Origin of the sequence: Olsenella sp. An285, assembly GCF_002159625.1 — a bacterium.
Taxonomy (GTDB): Bacteria; Actinomycetota; Coriobacteriia; order Coriobacteriales; family Atopobiaceae; genus Thermophilibacter; species Thermophilibacter avicola.
This window is the reverse complement of the sequence record NZ_NFIZ01000001.1, coordinates 207,622-226,696: the sequence shown is the minus strand read 5'-3', so window position 1 is coordinate 226,696 and position 19,075 is coordinate 207,622. Positions and strand designations below refer to the sequence as shown.

The 19,075-nt window shown below is 67.6% G+C and carries 15 protein-coding genes and 1 tRNA gene; 6 read left to right on the top strand and 10 right to left on the bottom strand.

What is annotated here, in order from left to right; genetic code table 11:
• Positions 1-245 precede the first annotated feature (245 nt).
• The 7 genes from rho to B5F79_RS01025 all read right to left on the bottom strand — a co-directional run bounded on the left by rho (position 246) and on the right by B5F79_RS01025 (position 9,721).
• A complete protein-coding gene (gene rho, locus B5F79_RS01055) occupies positions 246-2,198 on the bottom strand; it encodes a transcription termination factor Rho (RefSeq protein ID WP_087217047.1) in 1,953 nt (650 codons plus the stop codon).
• Positions 2,199-2,387: 189 nt separating this feature from the next.
• Positions 2,388-3,089 (bottom strand): MarR family transcriptional regulator, encoded by a 702-nt coding sequence (locus B5F79_RS01050; protein WP_087217046.1) that lies wholly within the window; start codon positions 3,087-3,089, stop codon positions 2,388-2,390.
• Between the two features lie 182 nt (positions 3,090-3,271).
• Positions 3,272-5,116, bottom strand: coding sequence for an arginine--tRNA ligase (locus tag B5F79_RS01045; RefSeq protein ID WP_087217045.1), 1,845 nt, complete (start codon positions 5,114-5,116; stop codon positions 3,272-3,274).
• 541 nt (positions 5,117-5,657) lie between these two features.
• Positions 5,658-7,148 carry a nicotinate phosphoribosyltransferase gene (locus B5F79_RS01040; RefSeq protein ID WP_087217044.1) on the bottom strand — a complete coding sequence of 497 codons (1,491 nt, stop codon included), beginning with the start codon at positions 7,146-7,148 and terminating at the stop codon, positions 5,658-5,660.
• An 8-nt stretch (positions 7,149-7,156) separates the two neighbouring features.
• Positions 7,157-7,465: a hypothetical protein gene (locus tag B5F79_RS01035; protein WP_087217043.1), complete on the bottom strand. Its 309-nt coding sequence runs from the start codon at positions 7,463-7,465 to the stop codon at positions 7,157-7,159.
• Between the two features lie 34 nt (positions 7,466-7,499).
• Positions 7,500-8,495, bottom strand: coding sequence for a radical SAM protein (locus tag B5F79_RS01030; RefSeq protein WP_087217042.1), 996 nt, complete (start codon positions 8,493-8,495; stop codon positions 7,500-7,502).
• Positions 8,492-9,721: a glycosyltransferase family 4 protein gene (locus tag B5F79_RS01025; protein WP_087217041.1), complete on the bottom strand. Its 1,230-nt coding sequence runs from the start codon at positions 9,719-9,721 to the stop codon at positions 8,492-8,494. The genes B5F79_RS01030 and B5F79_RS01025 overlap by 4 nt, the downstream gene beginning before the upstream one ends.
• Positions 9,722-10,165: 444 nt before the next feature.
• Between B5F79_RS01025 and B5F79_RS01020 the strand changes: the two genes are divergently transcribed.
• A tRNA-Ala gene (locus B5F79_RS01020) sits at positions 10,166-10,241 on the top strand.
• A gap of 120 nt (positions 10,242-10,361) precedes the next feature.
• Here B5F79_RS01020 and B5F79_RS01015 read toward each other — a convergent pair.
• Positions 10,362-11,183, bottom strand: a complete 822-nt coding sequence (locus B5F79_RS01015; protein ID WP_087217040.1) for an ABC transporter ATP-binding protein — start codon at positions 11,181-11,183, stop codon at positions 10,362-10,364.
• A 117-nt stretch (positions 11,184-11,300) separates the two neighbouring features.
• Here B5F79_RS01015 and ilvA point away from each other — a divergent pair, with 117 nt between their 5' ends.
• A complete protein-coding gene (gene ilvA, locus B5F79_RS01010; protein ID WP_087217039.1) occupies positions 11,301-12,521 on the top strand; it encodes a threonine ammonia-lyase in 1,221 nt (406 codons plus the stop codon).
• Between the two features lie 107 nt (positions 12,522-12,628).
• Here ilvA and B5F79_RS11180 read toward each other — a convergent pair whose 3' ends face one another.
• The gene (locus B5F79_RS11180) at positions 12,629-12,901 is read right to left on the bottom strand and encodes a hypothetical protein (RefSeq protein ID WP_241147213.1); all 273 of its coding nucleotides are present in this window, start codon (positions 12,899-12,901) and stop codon (positions 12,629-12,631) included.
• 103 nt (positions 12,902-13,004) lie between these two features.
• Positions 13,005-13,367, bottom strand: a complete 363-nt coding sequence (locus B5F79_RS11175; protein WP_241147212.1) for a transposase — start codon at positions 13,365-13,367, stop codon at positions 13,005-13,007.
• Between the two features lie 413 nt (positions 13,368-13,780).
• On the opposite strand from B5F79_RS11175, the gene ilvD reads away from it, so the two are divergent.
• The 4 genes from ilvD to ilvC all read left to right on the top strand — a co-directional run bounded on the left by ilvD (position 13,781) and on the right by ilvC (position 18,902).
• Complete coding sequence (gene ilvD, locus B5F79_RS01000) at positions 13,781-15,445, top strand: dihydroxy-acid dehydratase (protein WP_087217038.1); 1,665 nt, start codon at positions 13,781-13,783, stop codon at positions 15,443-15,445.
• Positions 15,442-17,316: a biosynthetic-type acetolactate synthase large subunit gene (ilvB, locus tag B5F79_RS00995; RefSeq protein ID WP_087217037.1), complete on the top strand. Its 1,875-nt coding sequence runs from the start codon at positions 15,442-15,444 to the stop codon at positions 17,314-17,316. The genes ilvD and ilvB overlap by 4 nt, the downstream gene beginning before the upstream one ends.
• Positions 17,316-17,801 (top strand): acetolactate synthase small subunit, encoded by a 486-nt coding sequence (gene ilvN / locus B5F79_RS00990; RefSeq protein ID WP_087217036.1) that lies wholly within the window; start codon positions 17,316-17,318, stop codon positions 17,799-17,801. The genes ilvB and ilvN overlap by 1 nt, the downstream gene beginning before the upstream one ends.
• A gap of 105 nt (positions 17,802-17,906) precedes the next feature.
• On the top strand, positions 17,907-18,902 hold the full coding sequence (ilvC, locus tag B5F79_RS00985) for a ketol-acid reductoisomerase (protein ID WP_087217035.1): 996 nt from the start codon (positions 17,907-17,909) through the stop codon (positions 18,900-18,902).
• The last annotated feature ends 173 nt before the right edge of the window (positions 18,903-19,075 follow it).

Here is a 19,075-nt window from a genome sequence, read left to right as displayed (position 1 = left end):
CCAGGGGAAGACGAGACGAGCTTCAAACCCATGATCCCCGCCCCGGGGGCAAGGGAGTGCGTCAACGGTTTGTGCTGCGTTTCATCTTCGTGTTCGTTGACCGTCCGAATGCTCGGACAGATACGAATATACCTGCTTGTCACGGGGGCGCGCAAGGTCTTGACCGCAGTTGGAGGCAAAAGGCCGGCCCCGCGCGGGGCCGGCCTCTAAGGTCAGTGCCAAAGTCTGGGGAGCGCCCGGGCGCCCTACCCGACGTAGCCCGTCTGGGCCGCCTTCTTGGCGCTCTTGATGAGGAACTCGCGGTTGGAGTCCGTCTCCTTGAGGCCGCGCACGAGGGCGTTGGCGGCGCGCTCGACGTTGTTCATGTTGGCGAGCACGCGACGGATGCCCCAGACCAGCGGCTGGTACTCCGGCTCGATGAGCAGGTCCTCGTTGCGCGTTCCGGACGAGACCGGGTCGATGGCGGGGAAGATGCGCTTGTCGGCGAGGTCGCGATCGAGCTTGAGCTCCATGTTGCCCGTGCCCTTGAACTCCTCGAAGATGACCTCGTCCATCTTGGAGCCGGTGTCCACCAGAGCGGAGGCGATGATGGTGAGCGAGCCGCCGTTCTCGATGTTGCGCGCGGCGCCCAGGAACTTCTTGGGCGGGTAGAGCGCGGCGGAGTCGACGCCGCCGGAGAGGATGCGCCCGCTTGCCGGCTGCGCGAGGTTGTAGGCGCGGGCGAGGCGCGTGATGGAGTCGAGCACCACGACGACGTCCTCCCCCATCTCGACGAGGCGCTTGGCGTGCTCGATCACGAGCTCGGAGACGTGCGTGTGGTTCTCCGCCGGCATGTCGAAGGTCGAGGCGACGACCTCGCCCCTGATGGAGCGCTCCATGTCCGTGACCTCCTCGGGACGCTCGTCGACGAGCAGGCAGAAGAGGTGCACCTCGGGGTTGTTGGCGGCGATGGACTGGCAGATCTTCTTGAGGACGGTGGTCTTGCCGGCCTTGGGAGGCGACACGATGAGCCCTCGCTGACCCTTTCCGATGGGAGAGACGAGGTCGATGGCTCGCCCGGTGATGGAGTCCTTGCCGCACTCCATGACGAGCCTCTCGTTGGGGAAGACGGGCGTGAGGTCACGGAAGCGAGGGCGCGCCTTGAGCCCCTCGGGCTCCCTCCCGTTGACGGAGGAGACGCGCTGGAGCGGGGGGTACTTGCTGTTGGCACGACCCGGGCCCACGGTGCCCGCCACGCGGTCGCCGGGACGAAGGCCGAGGCTTCTGATGAGCTGCTGGTGCACGAAGGCGTCGTCGTCGCCCTCCATGTAGTTGCCCGTGCGGATCCAGCCGTAGCCCTCGTTGCCGATCTCGAGGATGCCCTCGACCGAGCGGAAGCCCTCCGCGGCGGCCGCGGCGGCGTAGACGGCGTCGACGAGCGCCTGCTTGCGGACGCCCGCATAGTCCAGACCGAGCTCCGCCGCCTTCGCCCTCAGCTCGGCGACCTTCATCGCGGCGAGCTCGTCGCGCGAGAGCGTGGGCTCGGCGGCAACGTCCTGGCGGCGGTTGCGGCGCCGTCCCTGGCCGTTCTGGCGCTTGCCCTGGGCCTGCTGGCCGCCGGCGGCACCGTTCTGGCGGTCGCCCTGGCGACGGTGCTTGCGGGAAACCTTGTCCTGCTGGTCCTGCTGCTCGCGCCCATCGTTCTTCTCGGCCCTGGCGCCCTTGTCCTCCTCCGCGGGAGCGGGCGCGACGTGAGCCTCGTCGGAAGCGGCCTGGGCGGCGTCGGCCGTCTGCTGGGGGGCCTCCCCCCTCTTCGGCTCGTCCGGGGACGTCGTCTCAGGGGCGGGCTCGGCAGCCTTGCGAGGACGGCCGCGGCGGCGGCGCTTCTCGGGCGCCGGCTCCTGGTCGGAGGGCTCGGCATGGGCCGCCTGCGGGGCGTCGGGAGCCTGGTCCTCCGCGGGGCCCTTTGCCTCAGCGGCGGCCACGGCCTCGGTCTCGGACTTCTTGGGCCTGCCGCGACGGCGCTTGGGCGGCCAGGGCTCCCCCGCCGCCTCGGCGGCGGCGCGGGCGGCGGCCTCCGCCGCGCGAGCGGCCTCCATCTCTGCCTTGGTGCGGCGCTTGCGGCGAGGCTTCGCCGGCGCCTCTGGCGCGGGGGCTGCCGCGGGGGCGCTCTGCTCGCCAGATGCGGGAGCGGATTCGGGCGTCTCGGTGTCCGACATGAATCAACCTCTCTGTGCGCTGTCCACGCAACAACATGCAGCGAGCAGCCTGCTCGCTGTCCGGAAGGATGCGTATCTGAATATCGGAGTATGTCGCGCGGTACATTTAGAGTCCTGCGCCCCTCGGGGGCGCAACTAACTTAACTATACCATCTCTTTGGCGCAAGGCGGAGCAGGCGGCGAGCGGTGCTACCCGACGTTGGGGCTCGCCTTGCGGGGGCCACGAAGCTTGCGCCGGACCACGATGTCCTCGATCTTCTCGACAAGCTCGACCGCAAGGGCACTGCCCTCGGCGGTGAGTCGCACGCTCGCGGTGTGCGCACCGTCGTCGCCCTGGTGGGCGCGCTCCACGAGCCCAAGCTCCACGAGAGAGGAGACGGACATGGAGACCGTGGGCTGGAGCAGGCCCAGCGCGTCCACGATCTGCATGATGGTGAGGCTCTCCTCGCCAGCCGAGTGGAGGCCGAGGAGCACGAGGTCGCCCGCCTTGCAGAAGAGCGCTCCCATGGCGTCGACGTACTTGCAGATGCGCTCTGCGGAGGTGCGGGAGAGGGCGCGGCCGGTGGGAATCTCGGAGCGCGTGAGGTCGGCGAGCTCCGAGACGCGCGCGCGACCGGGCTCGGAGATGGCGCAGACGACGTTTCTCCTGTCCTGGGTCCCCTCCGAGCGGTCAATGAGGCCGAGCGAGGCGAGGTGGTTGGTACGATGCGTCATGGTGGGGCGGAGCGCGCCCTGGTACTCGGCGATGGCGGAGGTCTTCATGGGGGCGTCGGAGGCCGCCAGACGGCAGAGGATGGCGAACTCCTCGAAGGTGAGGCGCTCATCCGACTCGACAGACTGCCTGACGATGTTGTACGCCCTGCGCACGGACATGAATTCCTTGAGGTCCACAGCCCCCGCCCCTGTCTCTGACTCGAAAAACGAACCGAGCGGCCCGCCAAGGCGGCCCGCCCGCTTTACCGCATGGAAGTATACAGAATCTGCTCGCGCAGTCCCACGTCGTAGACGTAACTGAAATAAAAATCGTAGATAACGGCACATGCCGGCCGCTCGGGAGAACGGCCGGCACGCGGCTACATGCTCTGGGGGGCGCGGACGCCGATGAGCTCGAGCGTGAGCGCGAGCACGCGGCGCGTGGCGTCGCAGGCGGCGAGGCGCGCTCGGGAGAGACCGGCGTCCAGGGGACGACCCGTTCCGGGAAGCACCTGGCAAACGGTGTAGAAGGAGTGGAACTCGCCGGCGAGCTCCTCGGCGTAGTGCGTGAGGCGGAACGGGGCGCGGTCGCGCGCGCAGCCCTCCACCAGACCCGGGAACTCGGAGAGCTTCCTGGCGAGGGCCGCCTCGGCGGGCTCGGTGAGAAGCGAGAGGTCGAAGTCCTCGCCCACCGCGCGTCCCGCCACCTCGTCCATGCCGAGGGCCTGGGCCTCCTCGAGCGTCACGCCCGCGCCGCGGCGCAGGATCGAGCAGATGCGCGCGTGCGCGTACTGCACGTAGTAGACGGGGTTGGTGTTGTCCTGGCGCTTCACGCGCTCGATGTCGAAGTCGATCATCTGGTTCGAGGACTTGGAGATGAGCGTGTAGCGCGTGGCGTCGGCGCCCACCTCGGCGAGCAGCTCGTCAAAGGTGACCATCGTGCCCTTGCGCTTGGACATGCGCACCGGGCTGCCGTCGCGCAGGAGGTTCACCAGCTGGCCGAGAAGAACCTCGAACTGCGTGGGGTAGCCCAGCGCCTCGCAGGCGGACTGCACGCGCTGGATGTAGCCGTGGTGGTCGGCGCCCCAGATGTCGATCACGTGGTCGACGCGCTGGAACTTGTTCCAGTGGTACGCGACGTCGGATGCGAAGTAGGTGTACTCGCCGTTGGTCTTGATGAGCACGCGGTCCTTGTCGTCGCCGAAGGTCGTGGAGCGGAACCACAAGGCTCCGGAGTCGTCGCGGTAGAGGTGGCCCATCCCGTCGAGCGCGGCGAGGGCGCGGTCCACGGCTGAGGTGCCGTCCTCGCCCTTCTCGTAGAGGCTGCGCTCGGAGAACCAGACGTCGAAGTCGCAGCGAGCCTCGTGGCAGGTGCCCCGGATGGAGTCGAGCATCCAGAGGTAGGCGCGCTCGCGGAACTCCGCCATGCGCTCGTCCTCGGAGGCGTCCGCCCACCTGCGCCCGTCCTCCTCGACAAAGCGCGCAGCAATGTCGACGATGTAGTCGCCGCCGTAGGCGTTGCCGCCCAGCGCCTCGTTGAAAGCGTCGGTGAGGGGATGGGTCTCGGGCGCGGAGTCGTCCTCGTCCGCGACGAAGGCCTCGCGGTCCGCGAGAAGGGCGGCGCGCGCGGCGTCGAGGTCGCACCCACGCTCGTCCATCACGGACAGGAGCTGCTGGTAGCGCATGGAGATGGAGTGACCGAAGACGTCCATCTGCGAGCCGTGGTCGTTGACGTAGTACTCACGCTCGACGTCGTAGCCCACGTGCTCGAGGACGCGGCAGAGCGAGTCGCCGATGGCGACCCAGCGGCCGTGGCCGATGTGCAGCGGGCCCACGGGGTTCGCGGAGACGAACTCCACCTGGACCTTGGTCCCGGCGCCCACGGCGGAGCGGCCGTAGTCGCGCCCCTGCTCCCGAACGGTGCGGAAGACCTCGTTGGCGGAGGCGGCGGCAAGGTAGAAGTTGATGAAGCCGGGGCCGGCGACCTCCACGCGCTCGACCGAGGGGTCAGACGCCACGTGGGCGACGATGGCCTCGGCGATCTGGCGCGGCGCGCGGTGCGCGAGCTTGGCGGAGCGCAGGGCCACCGTGGAGCTCCAGTCACCGTTCGAGGTGTCAGCCGGCCGCTCGAAGCCGAGGTCCGAAACCTCGAAGGGCGGCAGCTCGCCTGCCTCCTGCGCGGCGCTGATGGCGGCGTGTACGAGCTCCTCGATCTTCTCGGGCATGCGGTTCTCCCGTCTCGTTATGCGTTGTGATTACAGCTGAAAGAGTGTAGCAGAGCCACAGCGGGGCTCGGGCGGCGGAGCGCGCTTCCGCAGCTACATCACGTTCTCGACAGGCGCGGCGCCGAGCGCCCGAGCGGACGCCGGAATGCCGGAGCTCAGGGGCGCAAAAAGCCCGCTCCGGCGAAAACCCCTGACGATTGGGCAAAACCTTTGATGGATGGGACTTTGCGGGGACGCGTGCGGGTGTCGGGATAAAGCGGCGCTTGTCCTTCTTGCCAGAAAACAAGGGAGACTGGGCAACATTCTTGATTACGCCAGAGTCTTATATCAATGATTTTGCCCACCCGTCGAGGAGTTTGGCAGGAGCCCCGCAGGCTGCCAACGCCCAGGGCGGTCTTTGCCCACTCACGGGGAGATTTGGTCAGGCCGGTCAGACGCACCGCCCCCAAGCACCGCGGCGGCCGCGCTCCCCGCAGGTGGCGAGAAGCACGGCCGTGCAAGAAGAAGCTCCGAGAAGAACGGGCGGGCAGGCGCCCCGTCCCTACTCCGCCGAGGGCCGCCCGGACTCGGCACGCTCCTCGCGGGCGAGGCGGCTGCGGAGCTCCGCAAGGCCGAGCTCGAGACCCACCGGGTAGGTCTGCGGGTTGAGGAAGCGCGCGACCGCCGGGTCGAGGCGCATGAGCGCGTCCTTGCAACGCTCCCTCGCCTCCTCTATGCCCTCCGGCTCGCCGACGCGCCGGCCGTGCTCGACCACGGGCACGAGGAGCTCCACGGGCTCGCCGGTGAGGCGGTGCGTCACGTAGGGGTCGAGGATGTCCACCATCTCGCGCGCGACGCCCTCGCGGGCGACCTCGTCCACCACGAGCATGTCCGCCTCGGGGCGGCCGGCCTGGTCGTAGTACCGGACCACGTGCTGCACGCCGGGGACGGTGCGCTTGTACGCCTGCTCGGAGAGCTTGATGACGGGCGTCCAGGGCTCGTCCGCGCCGCAGCGAATGGCGGAGAGCTTGTAGACGCCGCCGAGCGAGGGCTGGGGGTCGCACGTGGCGAGCTTGGTGCCCACGCCAAAGGAGTCGATCGGCGCCCCCTGCGCGAAGAGCGACTGGATGGTGTACTCGTCGAGGTCGTTGGAGACGGAGATCTTCACGTAGGGCAGGCCCGCCTCGTCAAAGGCGGCGCGGGCCTCCTTGGAGAGGCGCGCGAGGTCGCCGGAGTCCAGGCGAACCGCGGAGAGGCGCTCGCCTGCCTCCTCCATCTCCTTGGCCACGGTGATGGCGTTCCTGATGCCCTGGTGGACGTCGTAGGTGTCCAGGAGCAGCACGCAGTTCTTGGGGCTCGACTTGGCAAAGGCGCGGAACGCCTCGAGCTCGCTCGGGAACGCCATGACCCAGGAGTGCGCGTGCGTGCCAAAGACCGGGATGCCGTAGATCTTGCCGGCGAGCACGTTGGAGGTCGAGGACGCCCCGGCGATGTAGGAGGCGCGCGCCACCGCGAGGCCGCCGTCGGGCCCCTGGGCGCGGCGCAGGCCGAAGTCGGAGACCGGGTGCCCCTCCGCCGCGCGCACCACGCGTGCGGTCTTGGTTGCCACGAGCGTCTGGAAGTTCACGAGGTTGAGCAGGGCCGTCTCGATGAGCTGGCAGTCGATGACGGGACCCTCCACGCGGACCATGGGCTCGCGCCCGAACGCGATCTGACCCTCGGGTATGGCGTGGATGGTGAGGTCCAGGCGGTGGTTCCTCAGGTACTCGAGAAACCCGGGCTTGAACATGGGGCCGCCGCCCGGGGCCTGGATGCCAGAGAGGAACTCGATGTCGTCATCCTCGAAGACGAAGTTCTCAACGAGGTCGGCGATCTGGCCGGTGCCGCAGCAGACGGCGTAGCCGCCGTCAAAGGGGCAGTCTCGGAAGAAGGCGTTGAAGCACGCCTGGGCGTCCGCGAGGCCCGACTCCCAGAACCCCTGGGCCATGGTGAGCTCGTAGAGATCCGTGTTGAGGCAGACGTCGGTGGGCTTGGTGCGATCGGTGAGCGACATGGCTCCTCCTATCCAAGGACCGTGACGGCGAGCCACACGATGGCGACCACCACCACGGCGAGAATGACGATCTTCTGTCCCGGAGCCATCTTGAGGTCGTCGTCATCGGGCTCCATCAGCTTGCGCCCGCGCTCGAGCGCGGCGGCGTCCCGCGCCCTCGCGGCGCGCTCCTGCTCACTCGCGGCACGCTCGCGGCGCAGCCGCTCGAGCTCCCTGCGCTCCCGAGCGTCCTTCTCGGCACGCTCCCTCTTGGCCTTCTCGGCACGAAGCGCCTCGAGCTCGGCGCGCTCCTCGTCGCTGAGCCTGTCCTCTGACATGTCTCCTCCGTCGTCGTAGCGGCAGTGCCTACTGTTATACCCCTTGTGCGCCGCAGGCGGGGCCGTCGCCCGGCCGGCGGGCGCCGAGCTCCGGGCCCCGGACCCCGGTGGCATCGAAGGCGGGGACGAAGCTCTCGGAGACGGTCCCGCCCTCCTGCCACCAGATGCGGGTGAAGCCGAGGTCGTCGGCGTGGCAGAGCACGATCTCGTACTCCTCGTCCGAAACGCCGTGCGAGAGGTCTCCCCCGGCGCGGCGGCACGCCTCGTTGGGGGTGTACTGGTTCATCACCGAGAGGTCCGCCTCGTCGCCCGCGAGCTCCCACACGCGGTCGAGGACGGCGCAGGAGTCGTCCGCGTGCCCGGGGAGGACGAGGTGGCGCACCATCACGCCGCGCCTCATCGAGCCGTCCGGAGCGAGCTCCCGGCCGCCAGCCGCGCGCACGCACGCGAGCATGGCCTCGAGCGCGCGCGCCGCCACCTCCGGGTAGTCGGGTGCCGCCGAGAGCTCGCCCGCGAGCCGCCCGCTCGCGTACTTGAAGTCCGTGAGCCAGACGTCGACGACGTCCCCCATCGCGCGAACGACGTCAGCACGTTCGTATCCCGAGGTGTTGCAGACGATCGGGAGCCCGAGCCCGGCCTCGCGCGCGGCGAGCACCGCGTCGCGCACGTGCGGGGCGTAGTGCAGGGGCGTGACGAGGTTGATGTTGAGGGCGCCCTGGCCCTGGAGCTCGAGCATCATCTCGGCGAGGCGCGAGGTGCTGACGGGCAGGCCGAAGCCCCCGCTCGAGATCTCGTGGTTCTGGCAGAAGACGCAGCGAAGCGGGCAGCCCGAGAAGAACACGGCGCCCGAGCCCCGCTCGCCGGAGATGGGGGGCTCCTCCCAGAAGTGGAGCGCGGAGCGCGCCACGCGCAGCTCGGAGGTCATCCCGCACGCGCCTGGGACGCCTTCGGAGCGGCGGGCGCCGCAGCGCCTGGGGCAGAGCTCGCAGGCGTCGTAGGCGGAGGGCGAAAGGTCCGCGGGTCGGCTCACTTCCTGCCCCTCCTTTGGGAGGGAGAGCCGGGGCGGAGCCGCTCGGGCAGGCGGTGGCCGCTCTCGTGCATCCTCTCCGCCTCCTCCTCGAAGGCGTCGTCATCCGGCCCCACGAGCTCGTCCGCACCGGTCTTGGGGTTGAAGTGGTGCAGGAGCACGGGCTCGAAGAGGCGCAGGTGCCAGGCGAAGGCCATGGACGCGAGGAGCAGCACGCAGAAGATGAGGATGCGCGGGAGCGTCTCCACCTGCGTCATGACAAGCGACCCGATGCACAGGAGAAACGTCCAGCCGTACATGAGCAGCACCGCCTGGCGCTGGTCGTAGCCCTCGTCGATGAGGCGGTGGTGGATGTGGCCGCGGTCCGCGTGGCTGATGCCCGTGTGCCCGCGCAGGCGGCGCACGATGGCGGAGAAGGTGTCGATGATGGGGACGGCGGCGATCACCAGCGGCACGATGATGGTGGTGAGGCCCGCGAAGCGCGTGACCGAGAGCAGGGAGACCGCGCCCAGCGCGAAGCCCAGGGTGAGCGCACCGGAGTCGCCCATGAAGATCGAGGCGGGGTGGAAGTTGTAGCGCAGGAACCCCAGGGAGGAGCCGGCAACGGCAACGGAGAGCGCCGCGGCGTCGAGCCTGCCCGCCCAGACGGAGAGGACGAACATGGTGAGGCCCGCTATGGCGGAGATTCCCCCGGCGAGGCCGTCCAGGCCGTCGATGAGGTTGATGATGTTGGTGTAGGCGACGAGGTAGACCACCGTCACCGGGTACGCGAGCCAGCCGAGCTGGATGAAGCCGCCGGGCGGGAAGGGGTTGGAGATGTCGCCGATCACGAGACCGCCCGCGACGGCAAAGGACGCGGCGATTATCTGGCCAAGGAGCTTCTTGCGCGGGGAGAGCGAGCGGTAGTCGTCGACGAGGCCCGTGAAGAAGATGACCAGGAACGCCACGACCAGCATCCAGTAGTTGACCTCGAGCTTGGGCGAGGGCACCAGGACGACGGGCCAGTCGAAGAACGTGGTGCCCACGTACTGCGTGACGAAGGCGGCCACGATGCCCAGGAAGATGGCGATGCCTCCCATGCGCGGGATGGGCTTCTTGTTGATCCTACGAGCGTTGGGGTAGTCCACCGCACCGCAGCGGACGGCAATCATTCTGGCGAGGGGCGTCGTGAGAAGCGAGACCGCAAGAGCCGCGACGAACAGGCACAGATACGGTACGAGGTCGTGCACGCCCTTCTCCCTTCCCATCTACGTTTACTGCCGCACGTGCTCAGGACATGATAGCGAAATCGAGGGATGGGGGCGTTGGGAAGGCGCAGGAGTGAAGGACGCGTGCAAGCGCACGTACATATCAACTTTTGCGGAGAACTCGACGCAAGTCAAGACTGGTTTCTCCTCATGGCTCCCCTATAGTAGGTGGTGTCGTCCCCCTGCGGTCAAACTGGGTGAACCGACAAGCGTTACGAGGGAGTCCGATATCTCGTGTTCAGTACGGGGATCCTCCGTTGATGAGGAAGCCGGAACGCGCGATGGGGACACCCACCTTCTGAGAGGTGGGTTCATTATCGAACCGCAGGGGGCGTCTTCGTGCCGCGGGCGCCCCGTGGGGGCGTCGCAATTCACGCTTGACACCGCCCGCGCGAACCGCCACAATATCCAACGCGCAATGCGCCTGGGGACGTAGCTCAGCTGGGAGAGCGCTGCCTTCGCAAGGCAGAGGCCGGGGGTTCGAATCCCCTCGTCTCCACCAGGTAGACTCAGGGCCCGGATGCCTGACGGCATCCGGGCCCTTCTTGTTGCACGAAAGGGGACGTGCCTGAAACGTGCAATTATTTGCACGTTTCAGGCACGTCCCCTTTCGTGCAGCCGATTACTCGCCGTACGAGCCGCGGAGCGAGTACCAGCCGCAGGACTCCCCCGCCACGAGCGGGACGTCAAAGAGACTGCTCATGACCTTGCTCGTGAGAAGCTCCTCCTTGGGGCCGTCGGCGAACACCTCCGCGTCCTTGATGAGCAGAACGCGCCGGATGGCGGGGACTATGTCCTCGGGGTAGTGCGTCACGAGCACCACCGAGCGCCCCTCCGCGGCGAGCGTGCCCATGGTCTTCCTCACGTGGTACATGCCCTCCGGGTCGAGGCCGGTGCAGGGCTCGTCGAAGATGAGGACCTGCGGGTCGCGCACGAGCTCGCGAGCAACCAGAACGCGGCGCACCTGACCCGTTGAGAGGGTCATCACGTCGCGCGGGGCGAGCTCGGCGATGCCCAGGCGCTCGAGCGCGTCAGTCGCGAGCGCCCGGTCCTTCTCGCCAACCTCGCCGCGCAGCGGGAGGCCCAGCGTGCCAAAGAGGCCGCCCGTCACGATGTCGATGACGGGCAGGTGGACGCGCACCTGGTCGTGCATCGTGGAGCTCACGATGCCCAGGGTCCGCTTGATGTCCGCCAGCCTGGGGCGCTCCTGCCCGCGAAAGCGCACGGGGGGCTCCTCGCGCCAGAGGGGGAAGACCTCGCGGGTGAGGAGCTGGATGAACGTGGACTTGCCCGCCCCGTTGGGGCCGAGAAGCGCCACGTGCTCCCCCTCGGCGAGCGAGAAGTCGCTCACGTGCAGGATCGTCTTGCCGCCACGGACCACGCTGGCGTCCTTTATCTGAAAGAGTGGGACGCCGGCACCCGGCGCCTGCTGGTTGGTTTCCATTTGGTGCCCCTTCGACGTGCGCCGAGGACCCCGTGCCTCGGCAGGACTACTATAGGCAAACGAAAAACCGCGGCGACGGCGTCGTAACGCGCCGTCTACTTTCGCAGGGGGTAAGGCATGGCAGAGATGCTCACGCTCGAGGCCTTTGAGGAGGCCTCCGAGAAGGTCCGGGAGGTCACGCAGGAGACCAAGCTCGTGGAGAGCCCTTCGTTCTCCGCCCAGTGCGGCAACCGCGTGTGGCTCAAGCCCGAGAACATGCAGCGCACCGGCGCCTACAAGGTGCGCGGCGCCTACTACAAGATTTCCACCCTCTCCCCCGAGGAGCTCTCCCGCGGCCTCATCACCGCGAGCGCGGGCAACCACGCGCAGGGCGTGGCCTACGCCGCCTCGCGCGCCGGCGCGCGCTCCGTCGTGGTCATGCCCACGACGACGCCGCTCATCAAGGTCGAGCGCACCAAGGGCTACGGCGCCGAGGTCGTCCTCCACGGCGACGTCTACGACGAGGCCTGCGACTACGCCCTCGAGCTGGCGGAGCGCGAGGGCCTCACCTTCATCCACCCGTTCAACGACCCGACCGTGTCCACCGGCCAGGGGACCATCGCCATGGAGATCGTGCAGGAGCTGCCGCTCGTGGACACCATTCTCGTGCCCGTCGGCGGCGGAGGCCTGGCGTGCGGGGTGGCGACCTTCGCCAAGCTCCACAACCCCAAGATCCGCGTGGTGGGCGTGGAACCGGCCGGGGCTCCCTCGCTCACGGCCGCGCTCGAGGCCGGTCACCCGGTGCGCCTGCCCTCCGCCAACACCATCGCGGACGGCACGGCCGTCCTGGAGGTGGGCGACCAGGTATTCCCCTACCTGCGCGACAACCTTGACGACGTCATGACCGTCCCGGACGACGAGCTCGTGGTGGCGTTCCTCGACATGGTGGAGAACCACAAGATGATCGTGGAGAACTCGGGCCTTCTCACCGTGGCGGCGCTCAAGCACCTGCCCGCCGAGAACAAGCGCGTGGTCTCCATCCTCTCCGGCGGCAACATGGACGTCATCACGATGAGCTCGGTCGTCCAGCACGGCCTCATCATGCGCGACCGCATCTTCACCGTGAGCGTTCTGCTGCCCGACCGCCCGGGCATGCTGGTGCGCGTGGCGCAGGTCATCGCAGAGCAGAACGGCAACGTCATCAAGCTCGAGCACAACCAGTTCGTCTCGACCAACCGCAACGCCGCCGTCGAGCTGCGCGTGACGATCGAGGCCTTTGGCACCGACCACAAGGACCAGATCGTGGACGCCCTCAGCTCCGCGGGCTTCTCCCCCACCCTCGTCCAGACCTCTCTGTGAGACGGGGGCGCGGCGACCCAAGTGGGGACAGGACGAAACTGGGACACCCGAGCGGGTGTCCCAGTTTCGTCCTGTCCCCACTTGGGTCGCCGCGCCAATATGAGTCGCTACGTCGTCGCCCGCGTAATGGTCTTGGCCCCAATTCCCGTAAGCCGTTCGACTTGCCGAACGGAGAGCCCGCACTCGCGAAGAGCGCGAAGCCTCTCGTTTCTCTCCTCCACCGGAAGAGCCTTCACATCGTAAACGGAGACGTCTCCGAGCACAGACCTCGCCATTTCCCCCATCTCGTCGTCGGCAATCCTCACACGACCGGAGAACCTATAGCTTAACGCGGGCACGGCGGCGCAGAACTCTTTGAAGCCTTCCACCCCACCAAGCATGTCAAGAACAGTTTCCGTATCGGTAATCCATGAACTCGTGACGTATTCCGAGTAGCTGCTCCATGGGTACTCCTCAGCACGACAGATACCGCTCTTCTCAGGGTTATTGTGAACGTAGCGGAAGCCTCAAGAAGGTACGCGTCGCTCTCGATGGGAGAGCTCTTAAACCTCTCTTGGAAGACATGCCCAACATGCCCGGTCCGCATATTGAAGCACTGGCGTAGCGCATGGCCAGAGACCCTATGGCTATGCTTAAACAACTGCTGGAATCTTGTACGACGAGGTGGACGTGGTTATCCATCAAGCACCAGGCAATTATGTCCACCCCTCGATTGACCACCTGCTCGGAAAGCAGCTTAAGAAACTCCCTACGGTCATCATCGTCTTCAAAGATTCTGCGCTTGCCGTCCCCGCGCAGGATAACGTGATAGTAGCCTGACTCTGAAACCCTCCTTGCGGCGCGCATTTCCGCCTCCTTCCCCCGGTCCTTCTCTGATACCCACCTGAAGGGCGGGCGGGTCGCCGCAGAATGTCCCAATTGCATCCTGTCCCTATTTGGGACACCGCTTGGGTGGGAAACACTACCGTTCGCGGGCGATTACGCCCCGGAAACACGGGCCGCGTAGGATACGGACCACTGAGCAAATGCGATGACAGGGCCAGTAGGGGCCGCATTCGTCCCACAGGGAGCGGGCAGACTGAGAACCCGCGGCGAACGGCACCGAACACTCCCTCGAGCAGCTCGCGAGAACCTCCGCGCCGTGCGACGGGACAACCCCGCAAACGCGCCGAGAAGTACCGCGCGCCGGCGGCCACCGTAACGGCTTCGAGGTTCTGGGCCTCGCATTTCTCACAACGACGAGGAAAGCGAGGGGGAACGTGGAACTGAGAAGCGACGCAATAAAGCGAGGCCTGGCGCGAGCGCCGCACCGCAGCCTGCTCAAGGCCGACGGCCTCACCGACGAGGAGCTCGACCGGCCGCTCGTGGCCGTGATTTCCGCCCAGAACGAGGTCATCCCCGGGCACCTTCACCTCCAGCAGATCGCCGACGCCGTCAAGGCGGGCGTTCGCATGGCGGGCGGCACGCCGCTCCAAGTGAACACCATCGGCGTGTGCGACGGCATCGCCATGAACCACGAGGGCATGCACTACAGCCTCACCAGCCGCGAGGTCATCGCGGACTCCGTGGAGTGCGCGGTGCAGGGTCACCAGTTCGACGCGATGGTTCTTATCCCCAGCTGCGACAAGATCGTCCCCGGCATGCTCATCGCCGCGGCGCGCCTGGACATCCCCACCGTGCTCGTCTCCGGCGGCCCCATGCTCGCCGGCCGCGGGCGCGACGGGTCCCAGACCGACCTCAACTCCCTCTTCGACGCCGTGGGCCAGGTCACCGCCGGCACCATGACCGAGGAGGAGTGCCACTGGCTCGAGGGCACCGCCTGCCCCACCTGCGGCAGCTGCTCCGGCATGTTCACCGCCAACTCCATCTGCTGCCTCGCGGAGGCCCTGGGCATCGCCCTTCCCGGCAACGGCACCGTGCCTGCCGTCTACTCCGAGCGCATCCGCCTTGCCAAGCAGGCGGGCATGAAGGTCATGGAGCTGGTCGAGAAGAACCTCACCGCGCGCCAGATCCTCACCCCGGCCGCCATCCACAACGGCATGGTGCTCGACATGGCCTTCGGCGGTTCCACCAACACGATGCTCCATCTCACGGCCATCGCGCAGGCCGCCGGCTGCCCCGTCACCATGGATGACTGGGACCGCGCCAGCGCCGAGACCCCCAACATCGTGCGCATCGCGCCGGCCGGCCCGCTCCACATCCAGGACCTCAACGACGTGGGCGGCGTCTCCGCCATTCTCGGCGAGCTCGGCCGCACGGGGCACCTCGACATGAGCGCGCTCACCTGCCACGGCACCATGGCGGAGTGGGTTGCGCAGTGCCCGCCCGTTGACGGCGAGGTCGTGCGCAGCGTGGACAACGCCTACTCCCCCGACGGCGGCCTCAAGGTCATGCGCGGAAGCCTCGCGCCAGACTGCGGCGTGGTCAAGAAGAGCGCCGTGGACCCGGGCATGTGGCAGCACTCCGGCCCCGCGCGCGTCTTCGACTCCGAGGAGGAGGCCTGCAAGGCCATCTTTGGCGGGGCGATAAACCCGGGCGACGTCGTGGTCATCCGCTACGAGGGTCCCTCGGGCGGACCCGGCATGCGCGAGATGCTCACCCCCACTTCCGCCATCTGCGGCATGGGGCTCGCGAGCTCGGTGGCCCTCATCACCGACGGGCGCTTCTCCGGCGCCTCCAAGGGCCCGTGCATCGGCCACGTCTCGCCTGAGGCGGCTGCCGGCGGCCCGATTGCGCTGGTGCGCGAGGGCGACGTCATCGACATCGACATCCAGGCCGGCACGCTCGAGCTGCGCGTGCCCGCAGACGAGCTCGCCGCGCGGCGCGCCCAGTGGGAGCCGCCCGCGCCCAAGTACGCCACGGGAGTCCTCTCCCGCTACGCAAAGCTGGTCACGAGTGCAGACAAGGGGGCGTACCTCTCATGATCACCACCGAGGAGAAGATCGCCCGGCGGCAGCGCGCCATCGAGGGGCGCCCGTTCGGGCCTGGCAGCAAGACGGAGCACGAGGGCAAGACCATGACCGGGGCGCAGGCGATCATCGCCAGCCTCGAGGCCGAGGGCGTGGACACGATCTTCGGCTACCCCGGCGGCCAGGCCATCAAGATCTACGACGCGCTCTACGACTCCAAGAAGATCCGCCACGTCCTCGCCCGCCACGAGCAGGGCGCCACCCACATGGCCGACGGATACGCGCGCGCCACGGGCAAGGTGGGCGTGGTGCTGGTCACCTCCGGCCCCGGCGCCACCAACACCGTCACGGGCATCGCCACCGCCTACATGGACTCGGTGCCCCTCGTGGTCATCACGGGCCAGGTCACGCGCGGCGTCATCGGCACGGACGCCTTCCAGGAGTCAGACATCGTTGGCATCACCATGCCCATCGTGAAGCACAGCTTCCTGCTCCAGTCCACCGACGACCTCACGCGGACCTTCCGCGAGGCCTTCTACATCGCCTCCACCGGCCGCCCGGGCCCCGTGCTCATCGACATCCCGAGCGACCTCTCCGGCTCCGAGATGGTCTTCCACTACCCGGACACCGTGAGCATCCCGAGCTACCGCCCCACCTACAAGGGCAACGCCAAGCAGGTCAAGCAGGCCGCGCAGCTCATCTCCGAGGCCAAGCGCCCGCTCATCATGGCCGGCGGCGGCATCGTCGCCTCCCACGCCTGCCCCGAGCTCGTGGAGCTCGCGGAGCGCATGCAGATCCCCGTGGTCACCACCCTCATGGGCAAGGCGGCCATCCCCTGCTCCAACCCGCTCAACCTCGGCCCCGTGGGCATGCACGGCTCCAAGTACGCCAACATGGCCGTCACGGAGTCCGACCTCATCATCGCCTGCGGCGCGCGCTTCTCGGACCGCGTGACCGGCAAGGTCTCCGAGTTCGCGCCGCACGCCAAGATCATCCACATCGACATCGACCCGGCCGAGATCGGCAAGATCGTGAACCCCGCCGTGCCCATCGTGGGCGACGTCAAGGTGGTCCTCGCCGCCGTCAACGAGCGCCTCGAGAAGATGGGCGCCACGCCGGTGGCGGAGGCCTGGCGCGACGAGGTCTTCGAGTGGCGCGAGCGCTGGCCGTTCTACACCTCCGACTTCGCGGACTACCCCGACAAGATCGCGCCCGAGGTCCTTCTCGAGACCCTCTCCGCCAAGCTCGACCCGCACGCCTCCATCGTCACCACCGAGGTCGGTCAGCACCAGATGTGGGCCCTCCAGAACATCCACCGCGAGCACGCGCGCACCTTCATCTCCTCCGGCGGCCTCGGCACCATGGGCTTCGGCTTCCCCGCCGCCATCGGCGCCAAGATCGGCTGCCCGGACGAGCAGGTCGTCTGCATCGCCGGCGACGGCTCCTTCCAGATGAACAGCCAGGAGATGGCCACCGCAAAGATCAACGGCGTCAACGTCAAGGTGCTCATCATCGACAACCGCGCCCTTGGCATGGTTCACCAGTGGCAGCACCTCTTCTACAACGACCGCTTCTCGTTCACCGAGCTCGCCGACAACCCCGACTTCGTCAAGCTCGCCGACGCCTACGGCTGGCAGGCGGCGCGCATCTCCCGCCCCGAAGAGGTCGACGCCGCGCTCGACGCCATGCTCGCCGCGGACGGCCCCTACCTCCTCGACGTCGTGATTCCCGCCGCGCAGACCGTCTACCCCATGGTCGCTCCCGGCGCCCCGATCGATGACATCATCGGCGCCCTCGACGTCACCCTCGGCGGCGTCCGCGTGACCGAGAAGGGCTTCGGCGAGTCCGGTCGCCCACTCCCTTCCCACGAAGGAGTTGATGAGTGATGAACTACCTGCTCTCCGTTCTCGTTGAGAACAAGCCGGGCGTGCTCTCCCGCGTCACGGGCCTCATCAGCCGCCGCGGCTTCAACATCGAGTCGCTCACCGTCGCCCCCACCGAGGACGAGAACCTCTCCCGCATGACCATCATCGTCGAGGCGGACGAGGTCGGCTTCGAGCAGATCACCAAGCAGCTGCACAAGCTCGTCTCGGTCTACAAGATCTCCGACCTCACCTACGAGGAGGCCGTCGAGCGCGAGCTCGTGCTCTTCAAGGTCCAGGCCTCGCCCGAGCGCAGGCACGAGGTCATCGAGGTCGCCAACGTCTTCCGCGCCAAGGTGGTCGACGTGGGCAAGAACTCCCTCACGATCGAGGCGACGGGCACCGCGAGCAAGCTCGACGCGATGGAGGACCTCTTCCGCAGCTACGGCATCAAGCAGCTCACGCGCACGGGCAAGATCGCCATGGCCCGCGGCGCCCACGAGCAGTAGCCCTTGACAGGGGGACAGTCCCTTTGTCAAGTCTCCCGGCACCACCCGCCGTCCTTCTCGGCGGTTGAGCATAGCAACGAACGGCAAGACTAAGGAGAAAAGCACATGGCCGTCACCATCTACTACGAGAACGACGTCAACCCCAACGTCATCCTGGGCAAGAAGGTCGCCATCATCGGCTACGGCTCCCAGGGCCACGCCCACGCGCTCAACCTCATGGACTCCGGCGTGGACGTCCGCGTTGGCCTGCGCGAGGGCTCCAAGTCCGCCCAGGCGGCGCAGGAGTCCGGTCTCAAGGTCATGAGCATGGACGACGCGGCGGAGGAGGCCGACGTCATCATGATGCTCGTCCCCGACGAGATCCAGCCCAAGGTCTACGAGGAGCACGTCAAGGACCACCTCAAGGCCGGCGACACCCTCGCCTTCGCCCACGGCTTCAACATCCACTACGGCTACATCAAGGCCCCCGAGGACGTCAACGTCATCATGTGCGCCCCCAAGGGCCCGGGCCACATCGTCCGTCGCCAGTACACCGAGGGCTCCGGCGTGCCCGACCTCGCCTGCGTGGCTCAGGACGCGACCGGCGACGCATGGGACATCGCGCTCTCCTACTGCTGGGGCGTCGGCGGCGCCCGCTCCGGCATCATCAAGGCCACCTTCAAGGAGGAGACCGAGGAGGACCTCTTTGGTGAGCAGGCCGTGCTCTGCGGCGGCCTCGTCGAGCTGGTCAAGGCCGGCTTCGAGACCCTGACCGAGGCGGGCTACCCCGAGGAGCTCGCGTACTTCGAGGTCTATCACGAGATGAAGATGATCGTCGACCTCATGTACGAGTCCGGCATCCACTTCATGAACTACTCGATCTCCAACACCGCCGAGTACGGCGAGTACTACGCCGGCCCGCAGGTCATCAACGCGGAGTCCCGCGAGGCCATGAAGCGCATCCTGGCCCGCATCCAGGACGGCAGCTTCGCGCAGGAGTTCGTCGACGACTGCAACAACGGCCACAAGTGGCTCCTCGAGCAGCGCGAGGCCATCAACTCCCACCCCATCGAGAAGACCGGCGAGAAGATCCGCTCCATGTTCTCCTGGATCAAGAAGTAGCGTCTGTAAATTGGGGACAGTCCCCAATTTACACAAATGTTTGATGCTGGCCCGGCGCCGCTTCCTGCGGTGTCGGGCCCTCTTGTGGCCGGCCCTTCTCGCGCTGGGGCATCTTCGATCCTGAGGGAGGGTATGCGCACCCACCCTCTAGGGTATGCGCACTTTCCGCTTCG